Source organism: Puia sp. P3, from assembly GCF_050632245.1.
Lineage (GTDB): Bacteria > Bacteroidota > Bacteroidia > Chitinophagales > Chitinophagaceae > Puia.
Genome location: NZ_CP192583.1, coordinates 2,606,099 through 2,622,064 on the forward strand (window position 1 = coordinate 2,606,099; position 15,966 = coordinate 2,622,064).

General features: G+C 56.6%; 15 protein-coding genes and 2 pseudogenes. 4 read left to right on the top strand and 13 right to left on the bottom strand.

The window, feature by feature from the left end:
• Positions 1–178: 178 nt before the first annotated feature.
• Both ACQ86N_RS15690 and ACQ86N_RS15695 read left to right on the top strand, forming a co-directional pair.
• Complete coding sequence (locus ACQ86N_RS15690; protein ID WP_431215961.1) at positions 179–469, top strand: DeoR family transcriptional regulator; 291 nt, start codon at positions 179–181, stop codon at positions 467–469.
• Positions 466–938, top strand: a pseudogene (locus tag ACQ86N_RS15695) (DeoR/GlpR family DNA-binding transcription regulator). The gene ACQ86N_RS15690 and the pseudogene ACQ86N_RS15695 overlap by 4 nt, the downstream one beginning before the upstream one ends.
• Here the strand turns inward: ACQ86N_RS15695 and ACQ86N_RS15700 are convergent.
• From ACQ86N_RS15700 to ACQ86N_RS15725, 6 genes are all read right to left on the bottom strand, one after another.
• A complete protein-coding gene (locus tag ACQ86N_RS15700) occupies positions 935–1,939 on the bottom strand; it encodes a glycosylhydrolase-like jelly roll fold domain-containing protein (protein ID WP_431215962.1) in 1,005 nt (334 codons plus the stop codon). The pseudogene ACQ86N_RS15695 and the gene ACQ86N_RS15700 overlap by 4 nt on opposite strands.
• Positions 1,830–3,905, bottom strand: coding sequence for a glycosyl hydrolase (locus ACQ86N_RS15705; protein ID WP_431215963.1), 2,076 nt, complete (start codon positions 3,903–3,905; stop codon positions 1,830–1,832). Before ACQ86N_RS15705 ends, ACQ86N_RS15700 begins: the two co-directional genes overlap by 110 nt.
• Positions 3,906–3,913: 8 nt before the next feature.
• On the bottom strand, positions 3,914–5,377 hold the full coding sequence (locus ACQ86N_RS15710; protein ID WP_431215964.1) for a glycosyl hydrolase family 39: 1,464 nt from the start codon (positions 5,375–5,377) through the stop codon (positions 3,914–3,916).
• A complete protein-coding gene (locus ACQ86N_RS15715) occupies positions 5,377–6,912 on the bottom strand; it encodes a RagB/SusD family nutrient uptake outer membrane protein (protein WP_431215965.1) in 1,536 nt (511 codons plus the stop codon). Before ACQ86N_RS15715 ends, ACQ86N_RS15710 begins: the two co-directional genes overlap by 1 nt.
• Positions 6,913–6,931: 19 nt before the next feature.
• Entirely contained in the window at positions 6,932–10,000 is a 3,069-nt protein-coding gene (locus ACQ86N_RS15720) for a SusC/RagA family TonB-linked outer membrane protein (protein ID WP_431215966.1), read from the bottom strand.
• 418 nt (positions 10,001–10,418) lie between these two features.
• Positions 10,419–11,546, bottom strand: a complete 1,128-nt coding sequence (locus ACQ86N_RS15725) for an arabinose isomerase (RefSeq protein ID WP_431215967.1) — start codon at positions 11,544–11,546, stop codon at positions 10,419–10,421.
• Between the two features lie 504 nt (positions 11,547–12,050).
• On the opposite strand from ACQ86N_RS15725, the pseudogene ACQ86N_RS15730 reads away from it, so the two are divergent.
• Positions 12,051–12,098, top strand: a pseudogene (locus tag ACQ86N_RS15730) (hypothetical protein); the annotation flags it as partial.
• Between the two features lie 33 nt (positions 12,099–12,131).
• On the top strand, positions 12,132–12,689 hold the full coding sequence (locus ACQ86N_RS15735) for a helix-turn-helix transcriptional regulator (RefSeq protein ID WP_431215968.1): 558 nt from the start codon (positions 12,132–12,134) through the stop codon (positions 12,687–12,689).
• On the opposite strand, the gene ACQ86N_RS15740 is transcribed toward ACQ86N_RS15735, so the two are convergent.
• The 7 genes from ACQ86N_RS15740 to ACQ86N_RS15770 are packed head-to-tail and all read right to left on the bottom strand — an operon-like array spanning position 12,670 to position 15,518.
• Positions 12,670–12,822 (bottom strand): hypothetical protein, encoded by a 153-nt coding sequence (locus tag ACQ86N_RS15740; RefSeq protein WP_431215969.1) that lies wholly within the window; start codon positions 12,820–12,822, stop codon positions 12,670–12,672. The genes ACQ86N_RS15735 and ACQ86N_RS15740 overlap by 20 nt on opposite strands.
• Positions 12,794–13,228 carry a dihydrofolate reductase family protein gene (locus ACQ86N_RS15745; protein WP_431215970.1) on the bottom strand — a complete coding sequence of 145 codons (435 nt, stop codon included), beginning with the start codon at positions 13,226–13,228 and terminating at the stop codon, positions 12,794–12,796. Before ACQ86N_RS15745 ends, ACQ86N_RS15740 begins: the two co-directional genes overlap by 29 nt.
• Before the next feature lie 14 nt (positions 13,229–13,242).
• The gene (locus tag ACQ86N_RS15750; RefSeq protein ID WP_431215971.1) at positions 13,243–13,620 is read right to left on the bottom strand and encodes an ABC transporter permease; all 378 of its coding nucleotides are present in this window, start codon (positions 13,618–13,620) and stop codon (positions 13,243–13,245) included.
• Positions 13,596–14,285 (bottom strand): hypothetical protein, encoded by a 690-nt coding sequence (locus tag ACQ86N_RS15755; RefSeq protein ID WP_431215972.1) that lies wholly within the window; start codon positions 14,283–14,285, stop codon positions 13,596–13,598. The genes ACQ86N_RS15750 and ACQ86N_RS15755 overlap by 25 nt, the downstream gene beginning before the upstream one ends.
• A complete protein-coding gene (locus tag ACQ86N_RS15760) occupies positions 14,269–15,186 on the bottom strand; it encodes an ABC transporter permease (RefSeq protein WP_431215973.1) in 918 nt (305 codons plus the stop codon). Before ACQ86N_RS15760 ends, ACQ86N_RS15755 begins: the two co-directional genes overlap by 17 nt.
• A 13-nt stretch (positions 15,187–15,199) precedes the next feature.
• Positions 15,200–15,403, bottom strand: a complete 204-nt coding sequence (locus ACQ86N_RS15765; RefSeq protein ID WP_431215974.1) for a hypothetical protein — start codon at positions 15,401–15,403, stop codon at positions 15,200–15,202.
• On the bottom strand, positions 15,390–15,518 hold the full coding sequence (locus ACQ86N_RS15770; RefSeq protein WP_431215975.1) for a hypothetical protein: 129 nt from the start codon (positions 15,516–15,518) through the stop codon (positions 15,390–15,392). Before ACQ86N_RS15770 ends, ACQ86N_RS15765 begins: the two co-directional genes overlap by 14 nt.
• Positions 15,519–15,966: the final 448 nt, after the last annotated feature.

Sequence of the window (15,966 nt, forward strand, 5' to 3'; positions counted from 1 at the left end):
TTTTAGTTTACGAACTGTTGTGGAATAAGAATCGGTACTCTGACAAAATAACTAAATGAAATAAAATAAAACAAAATTTAATTAAAATAAATCATTTGAAACACCAACGAAGGGTTAAACCCCAATCACACAATGAAAAGAAAATGGTTATATTTGGCTTTATATTTCACTCCTTATCATGAATATCAACGAACGGCACCAGCACATCCTCGAGAAATTAAAGAAAGACAGCAAGGTCAATATCCTCGAACTCATCGAAGAAATGGGCGTCTCCGGCGTCACCATCCGTAAAGACCTCAAACTACTCGAAGACAAACACCTCATGTACCGCATCCGCGGCGGCGGCTCCATCAACAACCCCTATGCAGGCGACCGCCCCATTTATGAAAAAGAACTGATCAATGCCGAGGAAAAAAGCGCATCGCAAGGGCCGCCATCGACCTCATCGCCGATACCGACTCGATCATGATCGGCTCCGGTACCACCGTCTTCGAAGTAGCAAGGGCATTATATCCACCAAAACACCTCACGGTGATCACCCCCGCCTTACGCGTCGGCCTCGAACTCAGCAACCGCTCCAACGTCGAAGTCCTCCAGCTCGGCGGACTCATCCGCCCCAACTCCTCCTCCGTCATGGGCGACTACGCCATGAGCATGCTCAACGATATCTCCTGCGGGATCTTTTCCTGGGCGTAGACGGCATCGACCTGAATTTCGGCATGTCCATCTCGAACCTCACCGAAGCCGCCCTCAACCAAAAGATGATCGAAACGGCGCAGACCGTCGTCGTCCTCGCCGACAGTACCAAATTCGACCGTCGCGGCTTAGGCCGCATCTGCGGCCTCGAACAGGTACACTATATCGTCACCGACCGCAACGTCTCCAGCAACACCGTCAGGGCGCTCAAAGAACGCGACATAAAAGTCATCACGGTCTAGCGCGCATCCCGGGCCGCCAGCTGCAGCGTCACCGGCCCCAGCAGTCCGGAAGGCAACAACGGCGCGTCCTTCTTCAGTTCGATATTGGTATTCGTCAGCCTTTTCTCCGGCGGCAGCACGGCATCACCGATCAACCGGTTCGGCCATAGATTGATAACCTCGATCGTCAATTCATTCCGCCCTTTCTTCAGCGCGGGCGTCAGTTCCACATCCCACGGCGCCGTCCACACGATCCCCAGATCCTTTCCATTCAAAATGACCCTGGCGATATCCTTCACCACACCAAGCCCCAGCCAAACGGGACCGCCGCCCGTAAATTCAAAATGACGACTATACACCGCCTTCCCCGAATAGTACCTGATCCGCGGATCACTACTCAAACTCCAATCAGAAAGCTTGTCGAACCGCACCAGCCCCGGTCCGCCCCAGCGCTCATCGAAAGCCACATCCCAACCGCCACCCAGCTCACTCACGATCAACCGCTCGCCAAAATTGTCGGATATCTTCGCGGGCGCATACCGGCTATACTTCGGAAAAACTACAAACCACGACTGAAACGCCTCGAAACGCAACGGCACGACCAGCCGGCCGTCCACAAGCCTGTAATTGATCTCCTTCCTGACCGATCCACTCACCGGATCCCACAACTGCGGAGTATGATCCGTAATACGAAAAGAACAATCCGACTCCACCGCCTTCCCGTGCCGGTTGGTAATAAAATAGATCTCCGCATCCGCCGTGCTGCGGTGAATAAAATCGAGCCAGACCCCTTCACCGGTATACTCGAAATCCGGTCGGATATTCTTCCGCGCCAAAACCTCCCGAACGGGGACTCCCTCGATAACCTTGCCAGACCCCCAGAGCCCGGCAGCCAGCTCCCGAAGCATTTCATCACACCGGGGGTAGTCCAGCAGCCCCGAATCCTCCACCGGCCGCGGACCGACTACCGTCGCCCCCGCCTTCACGAGCGCCGCGATCTTCTGCAGTACCTTCAACGGCATCCCTGCCCGCCGGAGGCAGCACCAACACCGCATAGCTCATACCATCGGGCAGAACCAGCCTGCCCCGCGAACAGGACACCCGCGTCAGCAATACCTCCTCGTTGCAGACGTCATAGTCATAACCCCTGCCCAGAGCAGGATCGATATGTTTCTGCGCGACAAGATTCGGCGTCACGTCCCCGTTATAAAAAAGCACGTCGGCGCAAAACAGCCCCGAACGCAATAAATACTGACAACGCCCCACATAGTCGAAGAACGGTTTCGACATCTCCCACCACGTGACATTCGGATTGAAATGCGTCCCCGCTCCATATTCGTAACCCGGCTTTCCATCCCGCGGACGCGTAGCCGTAGATGTATGGATCGCGATCCGGTTGATCCCTTCGCAGTAAGCCCGGTCAAGCGCCTGTTTCAGCGACCCCGGATAGTCCATCCAGTGCCTGAAGCTGGTGAACGCCTCCGCTGAAATAACCCCATGTCCATAGATATGCCCCGCCGACGCCGCCATCTTCGTTACCTTATTCTGTCCCTTGTCCAGCCTGGAAGTCCCATAAGGTTTATCGTCCGTCAGCGTCGATTCGTCCTCGTGCTGCGGCGCCAGCCAGAACTCACCCATCGGCAGATCGCTCCGCCCCTGATTCTTCAGTCCGTCCATACACATCGTTCCAGACCGGCTCGGACCCGCAGCCTCGTTCTGTACCAGCATCCCCTGCTCGTGACAAAGCTCCGCAAACCGCCGGTAGTGCTCGTCCGCCATACAGTCGCCCAGGGTCTTGCGGTAGTCGTTCAGAAAACGATCCGACACTGCCGCACTCCCGACTATATATCCCGAAAGCACCGGCAGATAAGGCGTCGCGTCATAGCCCCTGTACTTCCTGAACTGCTGAAGGATATCCCCCGTCCAGTTGGGAAACCCGTCTTCAAAACTATCGTCGCAAAAATATTTCGGCTTATTCCCCACCTTCGCCGCCTCTTCCATAAACAATTTTCCCAAATGCCCGAACTGCAGCTCCACCCCGCGCCGGCTGTACCAGTCGACGGAAAGCCCGTCGCCCTCCGGCTGCGCGATCATCAGCCGCGAGCCCGTCATCCGGTGACCCGTTCGAATGATCCTCCATTTTCCCGCCGGCACCTCCCAGCTCAACTGCCCGTCCTGATCCATTTTGCCGCTGAGGTCGACAACATCCCGCACCCGCACCGCCTCGTCGCCAGGCTCGTCCTTCCACTCCTGCAGCAGCGGCCTCATCACGTCCACCGCCAGGATAAAATTGCTGGCGTCGCGACGATTGGTCTTGGCGTCCAGCACCGCGGCCCTCGTACCCGCGACACGCCCTCCGCCAAAAGGAATAGCCACAACCGCCGTATCGCGATAGTCCAGCTTCTCCAGCGGCAGATCGATATATTCTTTAAATCCAGGTGGATTGAATACCTTGTCATAACCCGCCCTGTTACCCGGCAGCGGCAGCCGCCCCGAAAAGGCCTGCGGACCCTCCACCACCAGCTCCGACTGCAGATACCAGCGCCCCGAATCCTCCGGCTTTATCCACGGGCCACCCATACACCAGCCCGAAGACAGATTGATGCCCACGCCGATATCGAGCCGTTTGGCCTCGCTCATGGCATGTCGGTACAACTCCTTCCATTCTTCGGAAAGGAATCGCGCTCCCTGGGGAAACGGAACGCCGCCAAGCCCGCCGGATGAATTGACGAGCAACACTTCTCCCATTCCCTTCGCACGAAATTCTTCGAGGTCGCGCGTGATACCCTCCTTATCCACCAGCCCGTTGAACCACCACCAATAGCACGACGACCTCACACTGCCCGGCGGGCTGGCAAAACCAGCCGCCAGGTCGCCAGTATTAAGAACAGAAACCCCTTTCAGGATGGAAGCCGTAGACGGAGACGCCGACAACGCCAGCGCCGCGGCCGATCCGGCCTTTATGAACTTACGCCTGCTGATGCTCATGCAATAGTTTAGTTGAATTCCACGATCGCCACCGTATAGGGTTTCAGCGTGATCCGGCCACCCGCGACGGGCCTCGTCGCAGCCGGACCATCGCCCGTACTCTCGTCGACATAGCTGATCCACTGCGCGCCATCGGGTAGCTTGATGGCTTCGTCCCTGTCGTATTTGTTGATCAGCAGCAGCCTCCGGCCTTTCTTAGTGGCAAACGCCTGCGCCACGATACTCTCCGATCCGCCCGAACCGCCCTTCAGCTCATCGCCCGGACCCAGATTGTCGTGCAGCAATTTCAACACCCAGTACCGGGCATTGGGCTTCGCGCTCTTCCAGTTCATCATACTCACGTCCGGAAACTGCGTCGGATAACCCACCAGCTGCGACTCACCCACAACGTCGACCCCTATCTTCGTCAGCTCGAGATACAAATAGGCATACATCGCCCCCGCCAGATTCCAGTAGGTCGGCGGGATAACCCCCTTGTAGTCCTGATCCAGCAGGATATTCCCGATCTCATTGATCTGTGTCATCGTCGCCGGCGACAGCCGCTTGCGGATGGCCTCGATATACCGGACCCTGTCCAGAAAGGCATTGGCCTGATCGAAGAAGGAATACTGATAGTTGGAGATCGGAAGATTGATGATGGTCGGCCGGCCATAAAAATGATAGGATATCGCGTCCAGCGGAATGCCAGGCCGGTGATTCGCCGGATTTAGAAAATACTCGAACCACTCGGGGTTGTGCTCGTACGCAACCGATATGCCCGTGAACTTAGTCGACGGAGATACCTTATGCATTGCCGTTACAATTGCGTCGTACAGCCGGGTATATGCCTGAGGCGTAATGTTATGTTCAAGGTCCGGTTCATTCAACACCTCCCAATAGTCGATTGTATAGTGATGACCCGAGGAATGCAACTTCCCCAGCTCATCCGTAAAACCTCCCTGCGTATACCACCCGATCAGCCTGGCGTAGTAGTCCGCCACCTGCCGCCCGGTAGTATCCACCAGTTCTCTGCCCTGGTTATAGTTCCAGTTGACCAGATCCGGGTCGCTGTCGACCGCCACCGGCTTTTCGGTCTTCCACATCCACGCCGGAGTGGTACTGAAATTGATGACGACGGACCGGCCCTCCTGCGCCTGCATGACCGCGGCCATCGCCGGGTCGGCGTAGCTAAAGTCCCAGAAGGTTTGTGATGACGTCGGCGCCTTCAGCTCGGCCACGGCAGCCCTGGGATACGGGAACCACGGCACATAGCGCACATAGCTCGCGCCAAGATCCTTCAGCGCCCCAAAGGTCCCTTTAAAGATCGGAGAATTCTCCCGCAGCATCGGATTGTACACGACCTGCAGGGTAGGAGTGGTGTTGGAGACGCGCAGCGTCTTGTCCCAATGGATGGCAATCGTTGTTTCCTGTGCCGCAGCCCTGCCGGTAATGGCAAGGCTGAACGCGACACATAGGATTTTTACTGTTCTCATCAATATCCTAAGTTTTGAGTAAGCAGGGTATTCAGGCCGACCTCCGCCTGGGGCAGGGGATACAATAGCCTGTTGTCCGTCACCGCATACGATCCGGACGGGAGATAGCTGATCTGCGTTTTCAGGTTTGTCCCGAACGCATTCATCACGGCCACCGCCGTACCCGAACGCACCAGGTCATGCCATCTCTTGTCTTCAAAGCTAAGCTCGATCCGCCGTTCGTGCAAAATTGCCGCACGAAGCGTAGTCTGGTCGGTCGCCGTTACATCGGCCAGACCCGCACGGGCCCTCACGGCATTCAGCGGAACCAGCGGCGACTGCCCCTGCTCGTTCAGCGCCTCGGCCAGCAGAAGCAACGCCTCGGAGTAACGATAGATCGGGAAATCGTCGGATGACCCCGTGACCGCTGCCGCCCCATGCTCGTATTTCTTTACGTACGGAACAGCCACCTTGCCCGCAGGCGGAGCGGTATAGCCGACCACGCTCTTCACCGCGGAATAGGTGAAATAGTCGCTGGCATTATAGGTCCCCTCCACGATCCCGATCGAGGCGTCGAGACGCTTGTCCCCGGCTTCGTACGAGCCGATCAGGTCCTTTGTCGGCGTATTCCATCCGCCCGTGCTCTGGTTGTTGATGGCCAGACCCGTCACGAGCGCCGTACTGCTGCTGCGCGGCAGAAAATGATAGACCAGCGGATTCGGCGTCGAGCCCGTAACGGTCCCGCCAAGGAACTGAACCTCGAACAACGATTCCTTACCATTCTTGCTGGCAGGATTGAAAGCATCGGCATAGTTCGCATTCAGCCCATATCCCATCGCCGGCAGCGTGTTCAGCAAGCTAACAGCATCGGCGTATTTCTTCAGGTAGACGTCGACGTCAGCCAGCAATACGGTGGCCGCACCCTTCGTGGCGACCCCCGACTGTGGAAAGGCCGCTGGTACCGGCAGCTCTTTTATCGCGTCGCCCGCATCGGCCACTATCTGCGTATAGACCTGATCCGACGTCGAACGCGCCAGAAAAGCGTCCTGCGGCGTCTTCACTTCCTTCAGGAACAACGGCACTCCGCCATAGAGGCGTACCAGCTTGAAATACATCAGCGCTCGGAGAAATTTGCACTGACCGTCATAGAACTTCGCCGAATCGGCGTTCACGGCCGTCGCCGTCCTCAGCCGCGAGATCACGATATTAGCCCTCGAGATCACCTGATAGCAGTACTGCCACTCGGTCGCGTTATAAGAATTCGTCGAAGCATCCATGAACTCGCAAAGCGCTTCCCGGTCCGTATAGGCCGTACCCCGGTTGCTCAGGATGCTCTGATAGATGGCGTTGTCCGAGCGCATCTCGCTCATCAGATAGTCGTTCACCACCACGTCGCGCAGCGGCGCATAGGCAGCAGTCACGGCCGCGCCGAACTGCTGGGTGGTCTGGTAATAGTTGGCGTCGGAGTACGACGACTTGGGCGACAGATCCGTAAAACTCTTCTTACAGGACGCGGCAGTCAGACCCAGCAACGCTATAACAATATATTTTTTCATTCTTTACTTCTTGAATGGTTTATTTAAATGTAACCGAGAGACCCACGGAAAGCGTACGCGGGATCGGATATCCCTCTTCGTCGACCTTGATACCCTGCGTCGGGTCCTGTCCGCTCAGGCTGATCTCGGGATTCATGCCGCTGTATTTCGTCAGCACGAACAACTGCTGCACCGACGCATAAGCCCGAAGACGGCGGAACATCGAATTGCCCTTCATGGTCAGCGTATAGCCCAGCGTCACATTCTTGATCGACAGATAGCTCGCGCTCTCCAGCCACTGCGTGTTCACCTCGCGCCCGATAGCCGTCGTACCCGTTTTCGTGCGGGGATAGGCGCCCGAGCCGGGGTCAGCCAGCGACCTCCAGTGGTCCAGCGCGGCAGCCAGCGGCACCCGCGACCCGTCCATATTCGTCTGGTAGGCCCATTTCGCGGCATTCAGTATCTGACCGCCGCAGTCGAATGCCGTGCTGACGCTCAGGTCGAAATTGTTATAGTTGAGATAGTTGGTAAACCCGCCCGTAAAAGTAGGAGTGGGGTCGCCGATAAAAGTGCGGTCGTTCACGTCGTCGATCACCCCGTCCCCGTTGATGTCCTTCACCTTGATGGTTCCGATATCCGATACGCCGGCGGGATTGGTGGGCGTAGCCAGATATTTCGCGGACTTGGCCAGATCATCCGCATTCTTGTACAGGCCCTGGAATACGAAGCCGTAAAAGGCCCCCAGCGGATGACCCACCTGCTGACGGTAGTAGTCCGAAGTGACGGTGTTGTTCCTCCGGATATACCCCGGCGAGACCAGCGCCGTGATCTTGTTTCGGTCGAAGGAAAGGTTCAGACTACTGGTCCACCGCAGCTTGCCAGTAGTGTTGACGGTATTGATGGTCACTTCATGCCCCCACAGACTGATCGCTCCCACATTGTCCAGTATCGAGCCAAAACCCGAAGAGGTTGGCAGCGGCCTGGTCATGATCAGATGGTCGGTATTCTTGTGGTAATAGTCATAGGTCAGCGTAACACGGTCCTTCAGAATGCTCAGGTCGAGACCGAGATCCAGCTGCTTGTTGCGCTCCCACTGAAGGTCTCTGTTGCCGAGATTCCCGATAGTGGTACCCTGCGTGATGGTATTGTTGAAGTCGTAATAATAGTTGCCGGTAGTGGACTGAGCGGAGTAGTAGCCCGAGAACGAATTATTCCCCGTGATCCCATAGCTCGCACGCAGCTTTAGGAAGCGGATCGGCCGCAGGTCCTGCATAAAGGACTCGTCGCTCACCACCCAGCCCGCACTGACGGACGGGAAATTGCCGAAGCGCGAACTGGCGCCGAACAGCGACGAGCCGTCGTTACGCAGCGCCGCCTGCAGCATATACCTGCCCTTGTAGTTGTAGTTCACACGCCCGATCGCCGACACCAGCGAATAGGCAGTATAAGAGCTGCTCCCCGTAACGCTGGTCGCCGCCGTCAGATAGGGGATATCGTCATTGGGAAACCCAAGCCCCGTCAGCGAGTTGCTGGTGGAACTATATTTCTGCGCCGAATAACCGCCGAGCACCTCGAGGTTATGCTCGCCAAAACTCTTCTTGTAGTCGAGATAGGCTTCCGCCGTATACGACCCGTTGTCGACGCTGCTGCTGGTGCCCGTAGGGTTGTTGACCGTAGAAGTTACCTGACCCGACTGGTAATAGTTGCGCGTCTCCGCACCTTTGTCCACACCCGTATTCACCTTCACCTGCAGCCCCCGCAGGAACTCATAGTTGAAGTAACCGTTGGCGAGAATTCGGGTGGTCTTGTAGCTGTCATTGGTCAGGTTGAACAGCGCCAGCGGATTGATATACGCCACCATACCGGAGGAGTAGACATTGCGCTGATAGCTGCCGTCAGGGTTATAGGGACTGATCAGCGGACTGGCTTCGAAGAGACGCTCGAACAGACCACCGACGCCGTCGGTCGCCAGCCGGTTATTATGGTCCAGCCGGTAGCTCGGCGCGATATTGAAACCCATCCTGATCTTGCCGTTGCCAGTCGTAAGGTCCTTGTTGATCCGGCCCGAGAACAGTTTGGTCCCGGTATTGATCAGCACGCCCTGCTGCTCCTGATAGCCGAAAGTGGCCGTGGAGGAGCTGTGATCGGTAGCGGACTGTATCGTCACGTCGTAGTTCTGTATCGGCGCGTTACGGGTCAGCAATTTATACCAGTTGGTGCCCGCGCCGTACTGCGACGGATTCTGATATTCGGCGGGGATAGCGCCGGTAAACCCTTCATAGGTCTTCATATCCTGATAGCGCTCGTTCATAAACGTTGCAAACTGAAACGCATTCATCACTTTCGGCACCTTATTGCCCGGAATATGCGCTACGCCGTAGTTGGAATTGAACTCGACCTTTGCATCCCCCGCTTTGGCATGCCTGGTGGTGATCAGGATGACGCCGTTCGCCGCGCGCGAGCCGTACAGGGCCGTCGCCGACGCGTCTTTCAGCACGGTAAAGGTCTCGATCTCATCCGGATTAATATTGTTGATGCTACCCGTGATCGGCAGCCCGTCGATCACGAACAGAGGCTGGTTGTTCAGGTAGAAAGAGGCGGCGCCGCGAATGCGGAAATCGACGCCCCGGCCCGGCTGGCCGCTGCTCTCCAGCACACTGACCCCCGCGACCTTGCCTTCCAGCTGCTGCGAGAACTGCATGACCGGCTGGTCCTGCAGCTTTTCGGTACTTATCGTCGCGATGGAACCCGTGACCTCACGCTGGCGCTGCTTGCCATAGCTGACGGTCACTTCATTCAGTTCGGTGGCGATCGCCTTTAATTGGACGGTGAGATTCTTATCAGCAGTCAGTTCCTGGGCCTGATAGCCGATACTGCGGATGACGAGGGTGGAGCCCGGCGCCGCCGAAATGGTGAAAAAACCCTCGGCGTTGGCGGATACTCCCTTTGATGTGCCTTTTACCATGACGGCCGCGCCCGGGACCGGCTGGCCTTTGTCGTCGACGACCCGGCCGCTGATCGTACTCTGGGCCTGAGTTTGCACGGCAAAAAACATAAGCAGTATCCAAACAAGAAAGCCCCCCACTGGTTGGTAAACGTTCTTTTTCATAATGGCAAACGAGTTGGTTTTGAAAGGTTGAAACTTCTTCGTTGGTGATTGGTGATCCTAAAATAGTTTAGAATCGTTAATGAACAATCCTGTACTGTCATGTTTTTTTAACTTTTTGAAACAAATTATAAAATGAATCTGGCGTAAATTTTAATAAAATTAAACATACAGAAACATAATTTAATGACTAGTAAGGTCAAATGACTGGGAATTAATAGAAACTTAAAGATGGCTTAACCGTTATTTATTTTTCTTTTTGTTTAATTAGCATACCCGTATTACTTCCAATTGCAATAGGTCCCCCAATTTTTTGATTTTCGAAGCGATATGCCCAATCCCCACCGCGCAGTGGTGCGCCGGCCCATGGCTGTTCCAGTCGTTTACAAACTTCCTCGCCCCGACCGGGAACATATACCTGCTATTCGTATTGCCGATCTGCAGTACCGGCCCTGCCACGGACTGCCCCTCCCGCCACCAGCAGCATCAATCTCCCTTTCTGTGGCTGCTCCACCACCGAAAGCAGGGTCACCGGCCCGTTTTTCACCGACATCTCCACCGAAAGCCCCCTGCCCACCTTCCCATGATAAACTTTCAGCGGCCGCACCCTCGTCCGGCCTTCCGCTATCCCGATATGCCCCGGCCCGTCATGCCCCATCAGCACCACATCGTCTTTAAAATCCATCGCATAGTACTCCGTGAACGAGCCCCCGGCGCCAAATCCGTCCATGATCTTCATCGCCTGCGCATTCTTCACCTCGTACTCACCCGCCACCGGGACATGCCCCGCCGTCAGCAGGCTATTGCCGAGTATGATCGAGCTGATTGTATCTTCATTGTCGGCATTCCCCGTTCCTTTATAATAATAGGCCATACTGCCAAGCCGGTATTTCTCAACCAGCCTGTCCAGCGCCACCGAAGTACGCGCCGCTCTTTCCAGCTCACCCTCCGGGCAGTCTGCCTGCACCTCGAATTCCCGGTGAAAAACACCCACCCTGTCCCTGACCTCCGCATCCGTCACACCCTTCCGGATCGCGGACAGCTCGTCGACCTCCAGCAGCTCGATATGTCCGCCAAACGCGGCGTACTGCAGCGTCAGGTCCGAATAGATATCCAGCATGCCGCTATAATAATGGCCCATGCACCCTAGCCGGTTGTAGGCCATCACATGCGCGACCCTCGCAGCCTCCACCCATTCCCGCACCTCGTTCCAGCACTCCGCATCGCCGTACAGCATACCCGTGATCTGGTGAAAACGGACCCCCGTCCGGTTGAATACATTGGCGATCTCCGGCACCGGACAGGCCGAACACCAGGCCAGCCATTCCCCCGTCATCTGCGTCCGGTCTGCCATTGCATTAAAGGCGCCGTAGTCGATCGCCGCGCCCGGTGACAGATTGAGGATGACGACGGGGACTTTCGCCCGCTGCACCACCGGCAATACGGTCGACGACAGGGCATAGGTGCTGACATAAAGAAAGATGAGATCGACCCCCTGCCGTCTGAATTCGGCGCCGGCCGCAAAGGCTTTCTCCGGGCGTGTCCACAAGCCCCAGATTGACTATCCCAGGGTGGATGGCGGTTAATTTTTGGTTGACTTCGGCGAGATAGTCGTTGAGGCGCCGTTCAAGGCCTTCGAATTGTTCCCAATAAGCTTCGAGCCCAATCCCGAAAAGGCCGATCCTGCAGCTGTAGTCCATGCGGTATCCAGTTTTTGATTCCAACAAACTTATACCGCTCCACCCCCGGCCCGATAGTTGGATTTGGCATTTTTACAGCAGGATTTGATATTTGTAGAACATGGAGAATTATTACCAGTACTTCGAGGCCGCCGACAACGCGTCCCGCGGCGTGTGCCTGCTCAATACCGGATCAACCCGGATAGGGAAGAACAGCCAGTACCCGCCCTCCGCGCATCCTTCCCACCACAATTTCAACTGGCAGGACGGCAGGGTGCTGCAGGAATACCAGCTGATCTATATCACCCGCGGCGGAGGCCTGTTCGAGTCGGAAAGCTGCCGCCAGGGAAGTTACGGAAGGATCGCTCATCCTCCTGCAGCCCGGAGAGCGCCACCGCTACCGGCCGCACGCGCACTCCGGATGGGACGAGACATGGGTGGGCTTCAGGGGAAATATGATCGACGACATCGTCCGCGACAACTGCTGCGGACGCGGACACGCCGTCTTTAACGTGGGCTTCAACGACACGGTCGTCAGCCTGTTCAACGATATCCGCCGGTTTTCAGTGGCATCGAAGCCCGGCTTCCAGCCCAGTGATCTCGGGCGCCGTCATTTATTTACTGGGACTGATCTCGGCGGGCACGCCACAGTCCACCCACACCAGTCTGACAAAAGAAGCGCTGGTCAACAGAGCCCGCGCCATATTTCGCGATCGCGTCTGCGACAAGATCTCCCTGAACAGGTTGCCGAAGAGCTCCAGGTGAGCTACTCCCTTTTCAGAAAGGCCTTCAAACAACAGACCGGCGTCGCCCCCGGTCAGTACCTGCTCGACCTCAAGCTGCAGTTCGCCAGACAGCTGCTCGCCGATCCGACCATACAGATCAAGGAAATAGCCTACCGGCTAAATATGGAATCCCCACTCTATTTTGGCAAACTCTTTAAGGACAAACTGGGCGTGACGCCATCCGAATACCGGCGCTCCTCCCATTCCATCAGCCGCGACCCCCGCTAACCCTGATCTCATACCACAGCTCCACCATCCCGTTCCTATACGCCGTCACATCCTTCAGGTGCAGCGGATACTCCCGCCCGATAGCATCGAAGAACGGAACCCCCTCACCCAACACGATCGGCAAGATCGTCATCCCTGATCTCCCCGGCCAGCCCCTGCCTCATAAAACTCCTCACCAGTCTCGGCCCGCCGACCACCCATACATTCCGGTATTTCGGCTTTAGCCGTTCCTCCACCAGCCGCCCCAGGTCCCCGCTGAACAATTCCACATTTCCCCTTTCCACCGCCAGCTGCCTCCCCGTCATCACGATCGTCGGTATCTCCCCATACGGCCACCCATACTTCTTCGACAACTCCCACGCATGCTCATAGGTCCGCGACCCCATCACATAACAGTCGATCGTCTTCAGAAACCCCTCCACATCCGGCTCCGCCGCCCCCTTCTCATAGTCGTCAGTCGTCTCGAACCACGAAACGCTGTTATCGGGTTTCGCGATCATCCCGTCGAGGCTCGATACCATATGGATGGTGATGGTCATTGGCTAAATATACACTAATCTTCCCTCAACACCTCCACCGGATTCACCTTCGCCACCCGGAACGCCTGCAACCCCACCGTCACCACGGCCAGCACCAACGCCGCGGCGCCAGCCTCCACCAGCACCCATCCATCCAGCGCAGCGCGATAGCCAAAATCCTGCAGCCAGCTCTTCGCCAGAAACCACGCCAGCGGCGACGCGATCGCTATCGCCGTGACCACCAGCACCAGGAACTCGCGGCTGATCAGCAACGACACACCGGCGACGGTAGCCCCCATGACCTTGCGCATACCGATCTCCTTCGACCGCCGGCTCGCCGAGAACAACGCCAGACCGAACAACCCCATACAGGACACAAGGATCATGATCACCGTCGCCGATTGCATAAGCATCGCGGTTCGGTTCTCCTCAAGATACAACCGGTCGACCGTCTCCTGAAGTGAGCTGGCGATAAACGGCACCCGCGGAAAAACGACCTCCACTTAGCCGCCAGTTCCCCCATCAGTCGTTTCGCCGCGTCCCCGTGGACGCCCAGCCGGATGGCGACACTTTTCGCATCGGACACCCAGGTAATGATGATCAATGGACGAATGGTCTCATGAAAAGAGGTCTGGTGATAGTCTTTGACCACCCCGCAGATGGTATACCATAGGCCATTCTCCCGGTATAAGAGCTGATTGCCCAGCGCATCTTTCGGATCGCTAAAGCCCAGCATCCGGGCATAGGTCTCATTGATCACCACCGGCGGTATATTCTCCCCCTTACGGACATTCCCCCCGGCTATCAGCCGCATCCGGTAGAACGGAATAAAATTAAAGTCCCCGATCTCCACTTCCACCTTTGTCTCGTGCATTCCTTTCATATCCGCATACCGGTGTACGAACGCAGCGGTCGGATGCTCCCTCCCCATGGGCGCGTGTCCCTGCAGGATCGCCTCACTCACACCCGGCAAACCGCGCACATCCCCGGCAAACAACTGCATCTGACCACGTCCAGCCCCCGGATTGTCCAGAGTCACAACGCCCTCGCAGTTGAACCCCTTATCCGAATTCTTCATATACCGCACCTGGCGACCGATCACAAGCGACCCGATGATAAAGAGCAGCGAAAAGGAAAACTGAAAAATGACCAGCCCCTCCGCAGTCCCGCACACCGGCCCTGCCGCTTTTATCCAGCGATCCTTTGAGACTCAGTACGGGCAGATAGGAAGACATCAGCCGGGCCGGATAATACCCCGCCACCAGCGTCGTGAACACGGTTATTCCCAGCAGGAATAGCCAGTTGCCGCCATCCCACAGCCGGATGGAGACACCGGCCGGAATACTGTCGCCAAACACCCGCAGCACCGGCCAGACCAGCAGCAGGGATAACGCCAGCGCAAAGACCGTCAGCAACAGGGTCTCGAGCAGGAATTGCCCGACAAGCGCCCTACGGCTGCTTCCCATCACCTTGCGGACGCCCACCTCCTTCATACGCTGAAAACTCTGGGCGGTGGACAGGTTGATAAAATTGATAATGGCCAGGCCTAGCACAAACAGCGCTATCCACATCAGCGCATACAGCAGCGGCAAATAGGCCCTGGGAAAATTGTCACCGGTATCGGCTGAATGAAATTCCGAAGTGTAGTGCATGTCGTGCAGCGACTGCGGATACAGCCGAAGATGACGCGCGCCGGCGAACAACACCGGCGCAGGGGACAGATTGTGTAGCCATTCAGCCAGTTCCGCATTCACCTGTCTGGCGTCAACGCCCTTTTTCAGTTGCACGAACGCCTGCGAGCGCCGCGGCTGCAGACTGCCCCAGTCCGTAGTAGGGATGAGTTCGCGCAGCCAGTTAGCAGGTGCGGTCCTCATCGCGATAAAGGAAGTGTAGTTGAGGTCGGAAGGCCGGTTCCAGTCACGAACGATACCCGCCACCGTTAGTTCCAGACTGTCGTCATAGATGACCTTCCGTCCCAAAACCCGATTGGCCTTATCCGTCCCAAAAATATTTTCGGGCCACGCTTTCGGTCAGCACGATGTTCCGGGGCTCGTCCAGCACCGACGGGCTCCCCGCCACCCATTCGTGAGGAAACAGATCGAAGAAGTCCGGTGCCGCCAGAATGGTGGACAGCGCATAACTCCCGTCCTGCCGGTTGTCATAGGTCTTCGCGGCGCCGCCGTCACCCGAAGGCACCGTGATCGAAGATCCGAAGATATGATAGGCTGTCTTCGCCCTGCCATCCGTCGATCGCGTGCTCGATCCCCGCCAGCTTCTTTAAATGGGCAGTTGAGAAAGACGAGATTGCCATCCTTGTCTTCTACGTCACCTACAATGCGGTAAATCCTGTTCCCATTGGGATGGTGGCTATCGAAGCTCAGCTCATAACGGCCGATAAGATAGATCACGATACAAACACAGATGCCGATCGCCAGCCCGAGGACATGGATAACCGAATACCACCGCTGCCGGAGTATATTGCGCCAGGCCACTTTCAACGAGACGGCATGCACTGCCATAAGGGAAGGCTTTTATACATGCTGACCGTTAAATCTGTGCCAGATGCATAAATGCCGTGACTACCAATGAAATGCTACCTTCTTCAGCTAACTGTTCGTACGCTAACGATACAGACACTGTCCGGTTGTCCCGGCACCCGTTTTCATCCAAAGGCCGGTGACCGCGGTTGGCCGTCCGCCCGGTCATCAATTGTAAAGCTGTGTAAAAAGAAAGGAGTAGGGGTTGATGGAGAACTGACT

What these genes read in the sequence shown, in the direction of transcription:
- ACQ86N_RS15770 (WP_431215975.1), bottom strand. Translation starts at nt 15,518, where the DNA reads ATGGCAATCTCGTCTTTCTCAACTGCCCATTTAAAGAAGCTGGCGGGG.
- ACQ86N_RS15710 (WP_431215964.1), bottom strand. Translation starts at nt 5,377, where the DNA reads ATGAGAACAGTAAAAATCCTATGTGTCGCGTTCAGCCTTGCCATTACC.
- ACQ86N_RS15750 (WP_431215971.1), bottom strand. Translation starts at nt 13,620, where the DNA reads ATGCTTATGCAATCGGCGACGGTGATCATGATCCTTGTGTCCTGTATG.
- ACQ86N_RS15755 (WP_431215972.1), bottom strand. Translation starts at nt 14,285, where the DNA reads ATGAAGAATTCGGATAAGGGGTTCAACTGCGAGGGCGTTGTGACTCTG.
- ACQ86N_RS15705 (WP_431215963.1), bottom strand. Translation starts at nt 3,905, where the DNA reads ATGAGCATCAGCAGGCGTAAGTTCATAAAGGCCGGATCGGCCGCGGCG.
- ACQ86N_RS15745 (WP_431215970.1), bottom strand. Translation starts at nt 13,228, where the DNA reads ATGACCATCACCATCCATATGGTATCGAGCCTCGACGGGATGATCGCG.
- ACQ86N_RS15690 (WP_431215961.1), top strand. Translation starts at nt 179, where the DNA reads ATGAATATCAACGAACGGCACCAGCACATCCTCGAGAAATTAAAGAAA.
- ACQ86N_RS15715 (WP_431215965.1), bottom strand. Translation starts at nt 6,912, where the DNA reads ATGAAAAAATATATTGTTATAGCGTTGCTGGGTCTGACTGCCGCGTCC.
- ACQ86N_RS15740 (WP_431215969.1), bottom strand. Translation starts at nt 12,822, where the DNA reads ATGACGATCTTGCCGATCGTGTTGGGTGAGGGGGTTCCGTTCTTCGAT.
- ACQ86N_RS15720 (WP_431215966.1), bottom strand. Translation starts at nt 10,000, where the DNA reads ATGAAAAAGAACGTTTACCAACCAGTGGGGGGCTTTCTTGTTTGGATA.
- ACQ86N_RS15700 (WP_431215962.1), bottom strand. Translation starts at nt 1,939, where the DNA reads ATGCCGTTGAAGGTACTGCAGAAGATCGCGGCGCTCGTGAAGGCGGGG.
- ACQ86N_RS15735 (WP_431215968.1), top strand. Translation starts at nt 12,132, where the DNA reads ATGATCGACGACATCGTCCGCGACAACTGCTGCGGACGCGGACACGCC.